This is a genomic window from Ignavibacteriales bacterium (assembly GCA_015709675.1).
Taxonomy (GTDB): Bacteria; Bacteroidota; Ignavibacteria; order Ignavibacteriales; family Ignavibacteriaceae; genus H2-BAC3.
In genome coordinates this window covers 2,648,007-2,662,972 of the sequence record CP054182.1, presented here as the reverse complement: position 1 = coordinate 2,662,972, position 14,966 = coordinate 2,648,007, and the positions used below count along the sequence as shown (strand labels likewise).

The window sequence follows — 14,966 nt, the reverse complement described above, 5'->3', positions numbered from 1 at the left end:
TACCTAATCCGGGGGATTTTATCAAGATTCTCCCAACATTTTCTCCATAAGCAGCTGCAAAAAAGCCGTCTTTCGACGGCTTTTTGATTACTTTTTATAATTTTCCATGATGTATTTGGCTATGGCTTTTGCCTCCTGCGGCTTCAAACCCTGGTTGGGCATTGGCGGATACGCAGGGTCAACCTTAACCGGGTTCTTTACAAATTCAACCAGTTCTGCCATTTTTCCCTCATATTTTGGCAGTACATCATTATATGCCGGTCCCACTACTTTCTGATCGTACTTGTGGCAGGCGCTGCATTTTTGCGTAAAAATCTCTTCACCTGTCAGTCCTGCTGCCGAAGCAGTAAGCTTTTCAAGATTTTTTACTGATTCTTCAAACACAACATTCATCAGAACTGAGTTTTTTACGGTAGAATTTTTTACTGAGAACTGTTCAGCAATTGCTCCTGAATAGAGCGATACAAAGAGCAGAGCCATCAGGGAAACGGTATGTTTCAGATGTCCGTTCTTATACATATCGTAAAGAAGATGAAACGCGGCAAAAAATGCAAAAAGCATTATTATCACAAACAGAAATACAAGATTAGAAAGAGCGCTTGCGGGATATGAAACAAAAACACCGGTAATAAACAAAGGCTGTAAAATGCCGGAGATAAAAAGAATTCTGAAAAGCTTCCCTTTTACAAAATCACCATATTCAGCATCATTCTTAAGTCTTCCTCCCTCCCAAAAGAAATAGACAAACAACATGACAGCTGCAGTTATGGTAAAAGCAAAACTTAAAAGCTGCAGCCATTTCAGATAAATTCCGGTTGAAGAAATAATTGCTACCCAGTTACTGTTTTCATTCCAGTAGTCAGGATGACCAGCGATGTATAAAGCTGCTGTAAGGAAATAAGTTCCAGCCAAAAGCAGGAGCACACCCCATTTGCCTGCCTGAGAGTTAAGTTTTTTTACATTACTGTCAGCTTCCTTCAGTTTATCAGATGCTTCACCGCTTACACCTGATTCAGAAAGCTTTGCAAAGAGATTTGAGTACTTGAATGCGTAACGATATGAGTAAATCGCAATCACTGCACAGGTCAGAAAAACCAGAGAAATGAGCAGGTATGTAACAGTGCCAACCTCCATTGTATGAAGCAGCTGAGCATAGATCATGATTAATGCGGCAACAGGTACTATTCCGAGAATAATACCCATACTTTTATTCATTGCTGCAATTTCAATTATTTCAGAGGCAAAACGGAGATACCGTGCATCTCCTGTTTTACGGGCCTTGTTCTTATGATAAATTGAAAGAACTGTACCAGCAATCAAAAGACTGAAGAATGGGAGGAATAAAAACTGAAGCATAATCGCCAGATAATGCAGAAGTATGATATGCTCTGTTGACTGCGGTAATACTAAATTGTCGAAAAAATTCATTTACGACTATCCTCTGTTCAAATTAACTTAATAAAATTTTATCTATAGAAATAAATACGATTGCCAGAAGAGCAAAATAATTTATTCTCCGGAAAATCAGATTAAAGGAAAGACGGCTCAGATCATTCTTCAGCAAGGCACTTGCACTAACCAAAAGCCAGATGGCGAGTGCAGGCAGTGTGAATGAAAAAAATGAAATTGCCGTAACCTTAAAGACTGGAAACAACAACAGGGTCAATGCAGTAACTGCTGTCCAGATAAATGTAATTCTGGCAAGCTGTTTATCATTAAACATTCCTATAAGTGTTGGAAATCCAGCCTGTTCATAATCATTATTAAAAATCAGCAGCAGAAGCCAGAAATGAGGAATCTGCCAGATGAAAAAGAAAAATGCGATCAGCAGAACCTGCGGATCAAGAATTCCGCCCCCTGCCGCAAGCCAGCCTGCCACCGGCGGCAAAGCACCAATAACTGACCCTGGTATGATTGCCAGCGAATTTAACTTTTTCATAGGTGTATAAATAAGATTATACCAGATCAGACAGGTAAGCCCGGCTATATACGCAAGCGGATTAAAATATAGCAGCAGCAAAACCGTACCCGCGATAAATGCAGCTGATGAATATATCAGCGCTTCCCAGGTCTTTAGTCTCCCTGACGGCAAGGGCCTCGATTTCGTACGATTCATCAGAGCATCTGTCTTCCGTTCCTGAATATGATTCAGGGCTGCAGAAGAGAATGCAAGAAGCAGAATACCAATAGAAGAAACAGCCATACCGCTGTCGAAGCTCCCTTTAAAGAGCAGATATCCAAAACCGGTCGTAATAGCCACAAAAAGGGTTATCCGGATTTTGAATAATTCGAGTATTGCTGAAATCTTCTTTTTCAATTCAGTCGCTTCTATTGAGTTACTGCCGCGGCATTCATTTTATCAGTCTGCACTTTAAGCCAGTCTGCGTAATCGGATTCTTTAAGAACCACAACCTTTGTGTACATATAAGCATGGTTCAACCCGCAGTATTCAGCGCAGGCTACATCAAAAGAACCGGTATTTTCTGAAGTGAACCATACCATATTTGTCCTGTTAGGAACTACGTCTCTTTTAATTCTGAATGCCGGTACAAAAAAAGCGTGATTTACATCTATGGAAACAAGATCTACCTTAACCGGTCTGTTCTGAGGCACATACATTGTGTCAGTTTTAACTCCGTTAGGATATTCAAAGGTCCATTTCCACATCTGTGCTGTGGCTTTAACCGGGATAGCATCCTTAGGAGGATTATTTCCCTCGACGAAGCCGACCCAGCCATAATAAAACATTGGAATAACCAGCAGAACCGGTATAGCCGTCCACACAATTTCAAGAGTCGTATTGCCGTGTATATTAACCGGTTTTACACCCTTCTTTCTGTTATACTTAAATACAAAGTATATCATCAGAATGGTTATTAAAATCAGCAATGCGAAAGATATTGCTGTGATAAAGAAAAATGCAAAATCTACTTTATCAACATAATTACTAGCTGAAAACATCTGCTGTTTGCCTTTTTATAAAAAAGAGTAATCTGAAAACAAAAGAATAAGTGATATTAGCAGAAAGAACATGGCAACGCCCACAAAACCCTTAAAGATTTTGCTTTCTGCTTTAAGATGCATGAATATCGTCAGCACCAGATATGACTTAACTGAAGCAACAAAAAGCGCGGTTGCTACAGTCAGATTGCCAAAATTTATTCCAGCAACCGCAACAGTAATTACTGTAAGCATAAGTAGCGCGAACCAGACGAAAAAATAGGTCGAATAGCTGGTTACGTGCTTTTCTTCATGATGATGTGAATTGTGATCGCCACTCATTATAAACTCAGGTTATTAAATAAAATAACGGGAAAAGGAAAATCCAGATTAAATCTACCAGATGCCAGTAAAGGCCGGCTGATTCAAGTTTTACAAAACTGTCCTTGTTGATTACTCCGTTCATCGTAAGACGGGTCATGTAACCGATCAGAGCCATGCCTATGATAACGTGCAATCCGTGAAGTCCGGTCATTGAATAGTATAATCCAAAGAAGAGAATTTCTCCTGATGATTTTTCAAGAAGAATTTCCGACCCAGGGAAAATGCCGTGATGAATTTTAGCAGACCATTCAAAATACTTATTTACAAGAAATCCCAGAGCCATAAAAAGTGTTGCAAACTGCAGAATTATTGACAGGGTTTTCTTCCCTCTCTGAATTGCAGCTATTGCAAGAGCCATGGTAAGACTCGACGTAAGCAGTATGACCGTATTAAAGGTACCGAAAAGAGTGTTTAACTCTTTAGCAGCCAGATGAAAAGCATCCTGATTCAGGTACCGGTATACAGAATATAAAAGAAACAAACCTCCGAATAAGAGTAATTCGGTAAAAAGGAATAGCCACATCCCAAGGCGTGCACCTTCATCATCACGGTGTACGTGGGCTGCTGCAGCGGTGTGTTCAGTGGAACTCAATGCGCCTCCTTTAGTTTAACTGGTTCATTTTCATCATTCTGTTTGTATCCATAAGGATCACCTGACACTTCTGGAATCACCTCAAAATTCTCAAGAGGCGGAGGTGTCATAGTCTGCCACTCTAAAGTTTCTCCTCCCCATGGGTTCTCTTCCGTAGTTACTTCTCCCCTCTTGTATCCTAGATAGAGATTACCAAACATAATGATCAGTCCGGTTATCAGAATCCAGGAACCATAGGTAGATATGCTGTGATAAATATGGAACTCAGGCAGATAGTCATAATATCTGCGGGGCATTCCAAGCCAGCCCATGATAAACATCGGGAAATAAAGAACATTGAAGCCGACAAATAAAGTCCAGAAACCTGCTTTTGCCGTTTTTATATTATATTTTCTTCCGAACATTTTCGGGAACCAATAATGCAAAGCAGCAAAAATTCCAAAACCGGTACCGCCAAACATTACATAGTGAAAATGTGCAACAATAAATGAAGTATCATGAATGTGCATATTCACCGAAAGCGCACCCTGAATCAGTCCGGTAAAACCGCCGATTGAGAATAAAAAGATGAATGCAAGAGCATACAACAGAGGCGGATCTGTCTGAATTGAACCCTTATACAATGTGGAAACCCAGTTGAAAACTTTTATAGCGCTCGGTATTGCGACGATAAAAGTCAAAAAGGAGAAGATAAACATTGCTGGTGAGCTCATTCCGGCGGTGAACATATGATGTGCCCAGACGAGTGAGCCGAACAATGCAATCGCTACGCTTGAAAATGCGATAAATTTATAACCAAATATTGTTCTGCGTGAAAAGACCGGAATAATTTCTGAGATTACACCCATTGCCGGAAGAATCATAATATATACGGCAGGATGTGAATATATCCAGAAAAGATGCTGATACAGTACCGGGTCACCGCCCAGCGTTGGATCAAACACACCAAAGCCGAGAACTCTTTCAAAGAACACCATCAAAAGTGTGATTCCGATAATCGGAGTTGCAAGAATCTGAATCCATGCAGTTGAATACAGTGACCAGATAAACAGCGGAAGTCTGAACCAGGTCATTCCCGGGGCTTTAAGCCGGTGAACCGTCGTCACGAAATTTAATCCTGTCAGAATTGAAGAAAATCCAAGAATAAAAGCAGCCATAAGAGCAGGCCACACATTAGTTCCGGTTCTTACGCTGTATGGAACATAAAAGGTCCATCCTGTGTCAACTGCACCGCCCGGCATTATAACAGATATAATCGCGAGAATACCGCCGATGACAAATAACCACCAGCTCAGCAGGTTAATTCTCGGGAAGGAAACGTCTTTCGCTCCTATCATTATAGGCAGAAAAAAGTTTCCAAAAACTGCCGGTAATCCGGGAATAATGAAAAGAAATATCATGATAATGCCATGCAGCGTAAAAAATGAATTATACGTCTGCGGATCAATGATGGTCTTGCCGGGTGTTAACAGTTCCAGCCTCATCAGAAAACCGAAGGTTACTCCGATTGAGAAAAAGAACATCATTGAAATGAGATAAAGCAGGCCTATTCTCTTATGATCGGTCGAGAATATCCAGGACTTCAATCCCTTGTGTTTACCTTGATACTCAAGATAGCTAACTGAATTATCTACCATTGAGGAGTGTGTTGACATACTATTGAGATCCTTTTTCAGTAGTTTGTTTCTTTGGCTTCCTGATGAACACTAATACAAATACTCCAACAGCCAGCAGCGTTACTATACCGGCAATACGGGTAATATTAAGTGCATATCTCTTGCCTTCTCTGTCATAACTATAACAAAATTTCAGCATCTTCGCGATGGTTGGTGTTACCCTTCCTTCAGACGCTTCGATAACAGCCATCTTTAAATCAAATGGCATAAAATCAGTTCCGAGTAAATATCTGGTGATAATACCATCCTTCGAGACTATTACCAGACCGCCAGGATGGACGAAATCTTCGCCTTCCTTCTTAAAACCAAAGCCAACCGAACCGGTAATAGCAGCTATGCTTGCACTGTCTCCGGTCAGAAACCTCCAGGCATCTTCAGGAATCGGCTTCTTGAAGATATCCATGTAATTAACTTTTTTTGCATAAGCAAGTGCCGGACCTTCGGTTTGATCAAAGGAAATAGCCACTAACTGATAATCTTTACCGGCCACTAAATCAACCTGCTCAATCTCTGCAGCAACTTCTGACATAAGAGGAGAGCAAATTCCGGGGCACTCATAATAAACGAACATGAATATAGTCGGCTTATCAACAAGTTTGGCAAGTGAAACATCTATTCCCTGCTCATCCTTAAAAGTAAGATTAAGGGGAATCTTCTTGCCTAACTGTTCATTAATGCCTATAAAGTCATCCATAGACTCAGGCGTAAGAACACCTGAACTTAGGAGAAAAACCAATAGAAAAAAATATCTTTTCATTATGCTAACACAGTCTTTAAGAGCGTGTAAAGTGATGTTATTTCATTATTAGAAAGACGGAGTACCGAAGCACTAAAACCGTTTCTTCCTGCGTTAGAAAAAATCAGCGACTTAAAACTATCAACACTTGCTAATGCCTCTGGTGTATTTAATACCGAGGTTAACGCTGTACGATAGTTATCAGTGACTGATTTGAATAAAGTAAACTGACTCTCAAGTGACGGATCACTAACCTTATCGAGTACATTTAAAATTTTAGTTTCAACGGAAGAGTTCTGATTTACTACCAGGGAGATTGCTGAAGCAAGCGGAATCTGACCAGGTTGCTTTGTTCCTGCTGAGAGTCCATAAGTCTGATCCAGTTTTGCCAGTTCATCAGGTGTGTCCACCGGCGGCTCCGGCATAAAGGTCTGAACATAACTAATGATAGCTACCCTGTCCATTGCAGGCATATAATCATAAGCAGGCATTCCGCTGGTAAGGATACCTTTCTGAAGTGTATTATAAAGTTCCGTAAACTTTCTTCCGTTTTTCCAGCCTTCGGTTTCATGAAAATTTCTGGGCTTGGGATTCAGAGCAGCACCCGCTGGTCCGTCTCCCTTGCCGTCATTACCATGACAAGAAGCACAGATTGTAGTATATAATTGCTTGCCTTTATCAAGAGTTGCCTGATCTGCATTATTTATCAGGCTCATATCAACAGCTGCGCTGATCATCGGCTCAAGAATATCCAGCTCTTTTACGACTCCCAGTGTATCTGTCATCTTAGGCGGAAACGTATTTTGAACGACTGAATTATTGTGGGATATGTAAAAAAGACCCAATCCCAGAACAGAAAGGAAAACAATCAGATAGAAAGCGGATATCAAACCGACCGGTTTCTCAAAAAGCTTATTGAAAATATTCATCTTAAATACTAATGTTTATAATCTGAAGTTGAGACTTTTATCCAGTTTTGGATCACCGATTGGTATAAGATTATTCTTCTTTGTCTTAAAATAGAAAATCAGAATAACCAGACCCAATGCAGCTAATGGAAATCCAAACTCAAGAGCATAAGTCAGGAAACCTGCTTTTTGCTCTCCATGATAGCTTGGCATTACAAGCCAGTATAAATCAAGGACATGTGCAAATAAAATCCAGAGACTCGCAAATTTAAGACGTTTTGGATCCATCTTTGCCGGCTGCGATAAAAGAACAGAATAAGGGACCAGAAAATGAATGATAATCAGCAATAGCGACATTACCATCCAGCCGCCTTCCCAACGCTGAATAAACCAGAAATTTTCTTCCGGAAGATTGGCGTACCATATGAGAAGGTATTGTGAAAATGCAATGTAAGCCCAAAAGTTTATAAAGGCAAACAACAGAGCGCCAAGTGAGTATAGATGATCATTGGTCATTTTGGGATGCAGATAGCCGTGCTCCTTTAGCCAGACCGTTGTGTAAGTCACAATTGCAAGAGATGCCAGAACACTTCCGGAGAAGAAATAGACACCAAAAATTGTTGAGAACCAGTGAGGCTCAACACTCATCAGCCAGTCAATTGAAACTACCGAAACGGTTATTGCGAATAAAGGAACAAAAACCGCACTGATAACAATATTCTTACGGGTAAGATTTTGGTCTTTCGTAAGATCCTGAGTTTTCGAATTCCTGCTTAACAGTCCATAAAATAAACTCCATAGGCCGCCCGCCACCAAAATTCTTACAATGAAGAAAGTAGTATCGAGATATGGGGCTTTCCACTTAAGAATTTTATCCTGATTTACGGCTTCAGGCTGTGCCCAGTGAAAGACACTTTCCAAATTAAGAAGTACCGGAACTGCAAGAACGATAATAAACAAAACAGAAGCAGCATAAAATTCATTTATTCTTCTGATTGGAACGCTCCAGTCAGCTCCTGCTATATACTCAAGAGCAACCATGAATAAACTTCCTGCTCCAATACTCAACAGCAGCATAAAACCAATAACATAGCTCATCATGAATCTATGTGAATCAATAAGCAAACCGGCAATTCCTGCTGCCAGGCCTACTCCAAACAGAATAAACCCTAGATTCTGTACCCGGACTGGTAAATCTTTTTTCACCCACATATGATCATTGTGCGACATTAGAGGAGATCTCCTTTCTTACCAGTTTTACATCATCTTCAGTTGAATTTTTAGCTTTCTGCAGAACACGGATGTATGATGTAATGGCCCAGCGTTCCTCGTCATTTAATTGTGCAGAATAGGATGGCATAACATTCTGGCCATTCACTATCACATGGTAGATATTTCCGTCTTTCCAAGTGCGTATTTTTTCAGAATGCAGACTTGGAGGATTCGGGAACTGCTCTCTCAGACGGCTGTCACCGTCTCCATAATTACCATGGCATGGAGAGCAGAATGTTTCATATTTCTTCTTCCCCTTTTCCAAAAAAGCTTTTGAGGGTGAAAAAGGATTGCTGAGTGGATTCTCAGGCTGGGTCGTTAATCCAGCAAATTCATAGGGCATATACCCGCGTGCTACTGTTCCGCTTACAGGAGTTCTCATTGTCCTGCCATCGGCAAAAAACGTGCTTGAAGACTGAACATTACTCTTAAACTGTGCACTCATCCAGGTAAATGGTTCAAGATATACAACCTTATTAAGTGTCACATATGTTAATCCGGAAACCACTAAAGCGATGGTAAACTGAAGTCCGATAAACTTTTTATCGAGAACAGGATATGTTTCTTTTACAGGATAATAAATTCTCTCAATGTGCGTTCCGCCGATACTGGACAAAAATGAAACAGCATCTTCTTCGTTAAAAAGAGGATCTTCACTTTCGATAATTACACCAAACTTATCCAGTGAGACTGCCTTCATAAAGTCAGTATCATGAACTGGATGCGAGTTTGACGGAAACTTAAAGAAGAATGTAAGCATGCCAATTACGGTGGCAAGCGTAGCAAGAAGAACCGTAACTTCAAATAAAACAGGCACATAAGCCGGAAACGCAAAAAGCGGCTTTCCTCCAATATTCATTGGATAATCCACATTCATGGTCCAATATGCCAGCATTAATGCAAGACCAGTACCTGATAAACCGAATGCAAGTGTTATAAATCCTAATTTTGATGGTTCTAATTGCATAGCTCTGTCCATTCCGTGTACCGGATATGGTGTATGAACATCAAACTTAGTGTAACCTTTTTCAGCAGTTTTAGCTGCTGCTGAAATGATTTCATTTGGAGTATTAAATAACGCAGTAACCGCGAATAATTTATTAGTTCGTTCCATTAATGATCTCCGTGATGGCTTGGTTGTGCATCATCAGCAACCGCTTTAATTTCTGCAATCGATACAACCGGAAGTGCCTTCGTAAATAAAATTACAAGTGTAAAGAAAAGACCGAAACTGCCTAACAGAATTCCAAAGTCATACATGGTCGGAGTATAATAACCCCAGCTTGATGGGAGAAAATCTCTGTGCAACGAGGTAACCGTAATTACAAAACGCTCGAACCACATACCAACATTTACAAAAATTACTATTATAAACATGACAGGAATTGATCTCCTGAGTTTTCTAACCCAGAAAAACTGCGGGAATATTACATTGCAGCTCACCATAATCCAGTAAGCCCAGGCGTATGGTCCAAAAGCTCTGTTAACAAATACAAAAGCTTCAGTCTGATTACCGCTGTACCATGCAATAAAGAATTCCATTGCATAAGCATATCCAACCATCATTCCGGTAGCCAGTATAATTTTATTCATTTTCTCGAGATGATCAACCGTGATAAGATGTTCCAGATCAAACACCTTTCTTACAAATATCAGTACCGTTACCACCATTGCAAATCCGGAAAAAATCGCACCAGCTACAAAGTATGGCGGGAAAATAGTTGTATGCCATCCCGGCATAATGGAAACTGCAAAGTCAAAAGATACAATGGTATGAACCGAAAGCACCAATGGGGTAGCAAATCCCGCTAAAAGCATATATGCTTTTTCATAATGCTGCCAATTCCTGTGTGAATGTCTCCATCCTAAACTGAAAATTTTATAAATCGTTTTTCTGATCCCCTCTTTTGTTCTGTCACGCATTGAAGCAAAATCCGGGATAAGTCCAACATACCAGAAAACAAAAGATACCGTAAAATATGTTGAAACCGCAAATACGTCCCAAATAAGAGGGGAGGTAAAATTAACCCAGAGACTATGCTGATTAGGATAAGGAAAAAGATATCCTGCTAACCAGGGCCGCCCTGTATGAATTACCGGAAAAATTCCGGCTGTCATAACTGCGAAGATTGTCATTGCTTCAGCAAAGCGGGCTATGCCGTTTCTCCATTTCTGGCGTAACAGGTAGAGAATTGCAGAAATAAGGGTACCTGCGTGACCAATACCAACCCAAAATACAAAGTTAACAATCGGAAAGGCCCAGCCTACCGGCTGATTGTTGCCCCAAAGACCGGTGCCATACAAGAAAGAGAACCCGAGCGCAACCGCTCCAATCAGAAGTGCAGTAACAGATACTGATAAAGCAATAAAAAACTTCTTGTCAACTTTCGTTTCAAGAGGTTTTGCGATCAGATCTTCGATCTGAGCAATACTTAACCGGCCGCTTACTATGGACTCTTCTTTTGAATAATCTATATTCACTTAGACTTCCTCCGAGTAGGTATTCGTGAGCTTTGCTATGTAAGTGACATTAGGCCTGGTATTAAGCTCCTCAAGGAGATGATATCCAAGATTATGTTCACGGAGTTTAGAGACTTTTGATTCTTTATCATTCATATCGCCAAAGACAATTGCCTCGGTGCCGCATGCTTCCTGGCATGCAGTAACCACATCATCACCTTTTAGCTTTCTGCCTTCAATCGTTGCAACCATTCTAGCATCAGATATGCGCTGTATACAAAATGTGCATTTTTCCATAACACCGCGTGAACGAATAGTTACTTCAGGATTAGCTATCAGTTCAAACGATGGTGACAGCTGATATCCATTAGCAAAATGATCACGGAAATTAAAGAAATTGAATCGTCTTACTTTGTAAGGACAGTTGTTAGAGCAATAACGGGTACCGACGCATCTGTTATAAATCATCTGGTTCAGACCATCCGGACTGTGAGTCGTAGCGACTACGGGGCAGACATTTTCGCAAGGTGCATTGTCGCAGTGCTGGCAAAGCATCGGCTGCAATTTAGCTGATGGATTCTCGGGGCTGCCTGAATAATAGCGGTCAATTTTTATCCATTGCATTTCTCTGCCGGCTGCAACCTGATCCTTTCCAACTATCGGTATATTATTTTCAGAATTGCAGGCAATAACACACTGTCCACAGCCGGTGCATTTATTTAAGTCAATTGCCATAGCCCATTTTACATCAGGATACTCATGATCAGCATACAACGTATGAAGCGTATGACCGCCGTGATGAATAACATGGGGATCTTTCATATACTGGGCAACTGTTGCCTCACGAATGATATTTCTCTTCAGATGCTGATCAGCTATAAGGTCATCATCAAATGCATGATGGTCCTGAGTGGATACAACACCACGATATTCACCTGTCACGGATACTGATACTGACCCGAACATCAGAGGGTTTGCGGATTGTGTTTTGGATAGCAGAGTGTTTGCGTTAAACCCTATCCCATTAGCAACTACTGATGAATTAGTTCGGCCATATCCGGCTTCAATACTTATAAAATTATCTGCAAGGCCAGGCTGAACAAGTGCCGGAATTTTTAATGATCTGTTATCTCTTTTAACTTCCAGAACATCACCGGTTTTTACATTAAGCTCTTTGGAAGTTTTGTAAGATACCGCTGCATAGTTATCCCAGGCGACTTTTGAAACCGGATGAGGATTTTCCTGCAGCCATCCGTTTCCGGCGAACTTTCCATCACCGGTTGCATGACCTTCGGTTATCAATACCACAAATCCCTGATAATCAGTCTCAATAGAAGCAAGCTGATTAACTGCATCTGAGTTCACGGCAAGTGAATAGTCAGGAGTTTCATTTAGAACCGTATATCCGTCATGTAAAGAGCCAAGCCAGTATTTCTCAAATGACGCAAGGGACATTGACTTTGGAAATACTGTCGAAGACCATGCATTCTTAAGATAGTTATAATAATTACGGTCATCGTAATTTTTAACATCACCGCTGAGCCAGTTGAGCAATATTGATTCTTTCTGGCGGGTGTTATATAACGGGGCTATTACCGGCTGAATTAAGCTATAGACACCGGTTCTGGTCTGTGCATCACCCCAGCTTTCGAAATTGTGATTTATCGGAAGCACATAATTACTGACAAATGTAGTTTCGCTTAACTGTTCAGTTAAAGACACTACAAGTCCTGCCTTTTTTAGTGCATCTTTTAACCCAAGGTCTTCAGGAAGATTGTAAACCGGATTTGCATCAATAGTAATTACCAATGCAACATTACCGGCATTAAGTTTATTAACCAGTTCTTCCAATTCTGAAACTGAAGAAGCCTGTGTGAGTTCAACTGAACCGGAAGATGTGTTATATAACGCCGAATTGCCTAATAACTCATTCAGAAGATTTACAGCTATATGAGTTTTTTCACTTAATGCACTTCCGGCATATACAATTGATCTTCCTCTGTTGTTCAGCAGATCAGATGTCATATTAACAATGTCAGTAAAATTAAGACCGTTTTCATCACAGAATTTATTAAGGTCATATTTTGTAAGAACTGACGAGAGATCACTCAATGAAGAAGGAACTGCCAAACCACCTACGGAAACAATATACTGCAAAAGTGAAAGCACGAATTCCGCCTGCTTATCCGGACGAAGTCTGAATCTATGATCTGCATTTAATCCGGTAAGTGAAAAATTTCCTTCAACAGCATAAAGACGGCTGAAATTCTTTAGGTCATCTACATTACGGTTTTTTACAAAGAGTCGGTTGTTCTCAACCTGATTACCTTCTTTACCAAGAAAATCTCCTTCAAGTGCAACGATAACTTTTGCTTTATCCCACTGAATCAGTGGTACCTGATTTCCAGGATAACATTTTTCCCAGGCAGCTTTTCTTACTGATTCATTAAACTGATTTACTGTATAAACCTTCGTAGTTGGATATTTTACCTTAAAATCATTAATGAGTTTAAGGAATGTCGGCGAAGTTATGGTATGAGTAATAACGGCAATTTCTTTTGAACCGGCAGTCAGAAGTGCCGAAACTACAGCATTATCAGCATCGCTCCATGAAACCTTATTCAGGAAACCGGTTGAGTTCATTGCCGGATCCTGGATTCTTGAAGGATCGTAAAGATTAAGGATGGATGCTTCCCCTTTTGAACAAATTTTACCCTTATTAACAGGATGCTGAGGGTTACCTGTTACCTTAATCGGTCTTCCTTCTCTGGTCTTGATAAGAACTCCGCAGGATTGTTCACAACCTGTACAGGAGGAGGCATAATAATTAGGGCGGCCAAGTGTAATTTCTTCCGGCTGTTTGTTGTAAGGAATGATATCACCCTTCTCACGATAATCCGAACAGCCGGCACCAGCTAAGGCGGCTGATGCACCGAGCAGTGCTAAAAATTTCCTTCTTGAAACACCGCTCAAGTCTGTGTTAGGATCAAAATCCTTGGTTACACCATCAAAAAATTCATTTTCTTTAATCTTTTTGAATCCAGAATCATTCTGGAGTTCTTCAAAACTTCTCCAATAGTGGGGGTCGTTTTGTTGTTTCTGAGAATCGTTATTTTTATTAAGCTCTGACATCATTCTTTCCTGACGATTTTCTTTGAACAGCGAGTGGTTCTGGCTTTACTATAATTTTAGTGTTGTTTTCCACTCTGGAAACTGATGATATTGCTCTTCCTGTAAAAACGTTCTGCAGCAATAATGTTCCGATAACACCACCGCTGAGAAGTCCGAAGAATTTCTTTCTTGAATGAAGTGACTTATTTGTTGGTTCAGATTTCATGTTGTTCTCTCCTATCTGTGGCAAGCCCAACAGTAGTCAGGTCCTTTGTTTACGGATTTCAAATATGGCATCTTCTCTTCCGGATTACGATGACAATCCAGACAAGCACCCATGGTAAAAGAGTTTACCTGTCCTACTTTGTCCATTAACTCCACATCACCATGGCAGCTCTGGCACTGAATCCCCTTATTTACGTGGGAAGCGTGGCTAAAGTATGCATAATCAGGCACTTTGTGAATTCTAACCCAGGGGAGCTTTTCACCGGAATTGTAATAATTGGTAAGTTTTATAATTTCTGGCCGGTCTTTTCTGGCTATAGCATGGCAGTTCATACAGGTAGCTACCTGAGGGATACTGGCATGTCGTGATTTTTCAACGCTGGTGTGGCAATACTGGCAGTCTATGCCCATCTGACCTGCATGCAGTGCATGTGAAAATGCAACAGGTTGATCCGGGGTATAGCCTACCCCATCCCGTTCAGCTCTGGAGATGAAGTATGTCACTGCAAACGAGGTTAGTACCACAAATACAGTGATAGGCAGTCTTATTCGAAGCAGGTAATCGAGGAAGTTGTTTGACATCTTTACCTAATTTTCTATTAATAGTAAGGTGTTAAAGGCACAGAAAAGTGCCTTTCTGAAACAAAGAATTCTTTAAAGAC

The 14,966-nt window shown here is 40.6% G+C and carries 14 protein-coding genes; all 14 read right to left on the bottom strand.

Translation table 11 applies throughout. The annotated features are described in order from the left end of the window. Positions 1–87: 87 nt before the first annotated feature. Positions 88–1,428: a c-type cytochrome gene (locus HRU80_10040; GenBank protein QOJ29206.1), complete on the bottom strand. Its 1,341-nt coding sequence runs from the start codon at positions 1,426–1,428 to the stop codon at positions 88–90. A 22-nt stretch (positions 1,429–1,450) separates the two neighbouring features. Further along, positions 1,451–2,317, bottom strand: coding sequence for a protoheme IX farnesyltransferase (locus HRU80_10035; protein ID QOJ29205.1), 867 nt, complete (start codon positions 2,315–2,317; stop codon positions 1,451–1,453). An 11-nt stretch (positions 2,318–2,328) separates the two neighbouring features. Then, complete coding sequence (gene coxB / locus HRU80_10030) at positions 2,329–2,961, bottom strand: cytochrome c oxidase subunit II (protein QOJ29204.1); 633 nt, start codon at positions 2,959–2,961, stop codon at positions 2,329–2,331. Between the two features lie 15 nt (positions 2,962–2,976). Next, positions 2,977–3,282 carry a cytochrome C oxidase subunit IV family protein gene (locus HRU80_10025; protein ID QOJ29203.1) on the bottom strand — a complete coding sequence of 102 codons (306 nt, stop codon included), beginning with the start codon at positions 3,280–3,282 and terminating at the stop codon, positions 2,977–2,979. Positions 3,283–3,289: 7 nt separating this feature from the next. Next, positions 3,290–3,916 (bottom strand): cytochrome c oxidase subunit 3, encoded by a 627-nt coding sequence (locus HRU80_10020; GenBank protein QOJ29202.1) that lies wholly within the window; start codon positions 3,914–3,916, stop codon positions 3,290–3,292. Beyond that, on the bottom strand, positions 3,913–5,571 hold the full coding sequence (locus HRU80_10015) for a cbb3-type cytochrome c oxidase subunit I (GenBank protein QOJ29201.1): 1,659 nt from the start codon (positions 5,569–5,571) through the stop codon (positions 3,913–3,915). Before HRU80_10015 ends, HRU80_10020 begins: the two co-directional genes overlap by 4 nt. A gap of 1 nt (position 5,572) precedes the next feature. Further along, entirely contained in the window at positions 5,573–6,286 is a 714-nt protein-coding gene (locus HRU80_10010) for an SCO family protein (GenBank protein QOJ29200.1), read from the bottom strand. Positions 6,287–6,348: 62 nt separating this feature from the next. Further along, complete coding sequence (locus tag HRU80_10005) at positions 6,349–7,113, bottom strand: cytochrome c (protein QOJ29199.1); 765 nt, start codon at positions 7,111–7,113, stop codon at positions 6,349–6,351. Between the two features lie 159 nt (positions 7,114–7,272). Continuing rightward, complete coding sequence (locus tag HRU80_10000) at positions 7,273–8,337, bottom strand: quinol:cytochrome C oxidoreductase (protein ID QOJ30511.1); 1,065 nt, start codon at positions 8,335–8,337, stop codon at positions 7,273–7,275. Between the two features lie 115 nt (positions 8,338–8,452). Beyond that, positions 8,453–9,622, bottom strand: a complete 1,170-nt coding sequence (locus HRU80_09995) for a DUF3341 domain-containing protein (GenBank protein ID QOJ29198.1) — start codon at positions 9,620–9,622, stop codon at positions 8,453–8,455. Further along, positions 9,622–10,989, bottom strand: a complete 1,368-nt coding sequence (nrfD, locus tag HRU80_09990) for a polysulfide reductase NrfD (GenBank protein QOJ29197.1) — start codon at positions 10,987–10,989, stop codon at positions 9,622–9,624. The genes HRU80_09995 and nrfD overlap by 1 nt, the downstream gene beginning before the upstream one ends. Next, positions 10,990–14,100 (bottom strand): TAT-variant-translocated molybdopterin oxidoreductase, encoded by a 3,111-nt coding sequence (locus HRU80_09985; GenBank protein QOJ30510.1) that lies wholly within the window; start codon positions 14,098–14,100, stop codon positions 10,990–10,992. Then, complete coding sequence (locus tag HRU80_09980; protein QOJ29196.1) at positions 14,087–14,305, bottom strand: hypothetical protein; 219 nt, start codon at positions 14,303–14,305, stop codon at positions 14,087–14,089. The genes HRU80_09985 and HRU80_09980 overlap by 14 nt, the downstream gene beginning before the upstream one ends. 11 nt (positions 14,306–14,316) lie before the next feature. Next, the gene (locus HRU80_09975; GenBank protein QOJ29195.1) at positions 14,317–14,886 is read right to left on the bottom strand and encodes a cytochrome c3 family protein; all 570 of its coding nucleotides are present in this window, start codon (positions 14,884–14,886) and stop codon (positions 14,317–14,319) included. Positions 14,887–14,966: the final 80 nt, after the last annotated feature.

Bases quoted from the DNA above. Each gene is read 5' to 3' on its own strand.
- HRU80_10005 (QOJ29199.1), bottom strand. From the start codon at position 7,113: ATGACAGATACACTGGGAGTCGTAAAAGAGCTGGATATTCTTGAGCCG.
- HRU80_10010 (QOJ29200.1), bottom strand. From the start codon at position 6,286: ATGGATGACTTTATAGGCATTAATGAACAGTTAGGCAAGAAGATTCCC.
- coxB (QOJ29204.1), bottom strand. From the start codon at position 2,961: ATGTTTTCAGCTAGTAATTATGTTGATAAAGTAGATTTTGCATTTTTC.
- HRU80_09985 (QOJ30510.1), bottom strand. From the start codon at position 14,100: ATGTCAGAGCTTAATAAAAATAACGATTCTCAGAAACAACAAAACGAC.
- HRU80_09995 (QOJ29198.1), bottom strand. From the start codon at position 9,622: ATGGAACGAACTAATAAATTATTCGCGGTTACTGCGTTATTTAATACT.
- HRU80_10025 (QOJ29203.1), bottom strand. From the start codon at position 3,282: ATGAGTGGCGATCACAATTCACATCATCATGAAGAAAAGCACGTAACC.
- HRU80_10040 (QOJ29206.1), bottom strand. From the start codon at position 1,428: ATGAATTTTTTCGACAATTTAGTATTACCGCAGTCAACAGAGCATATC.
- HRU80_09980 (QOJ29196.1), bottom strand. From the start codon at position 14,305: ATGAAATCTGAACCAACAAATAAGTCACTTCATTCAAGAAAGAAATTC.
- HRU80_10000 (QOJ30511.1), bottom strand. From the start codon at position 8,337: ATGATGAGCTATGTTATTGGTTTTATGCTGCTGTTGAGTATTGGAGCA.
- HRU80_09975 (QOJ29195.1), bottom strand. From the start codon at position 14,886: ATGTCAAACAACTTCCTCGATTACCTGCTTCGAATAAGACTGCCTATC.
- HRU80_10015 (QOJ29201.1), bottom strand. From the start codon at position 5,571: ATGTCAACACACTCCTCAATGGTAGATAATTCAGTTAGCTATCTTGAG.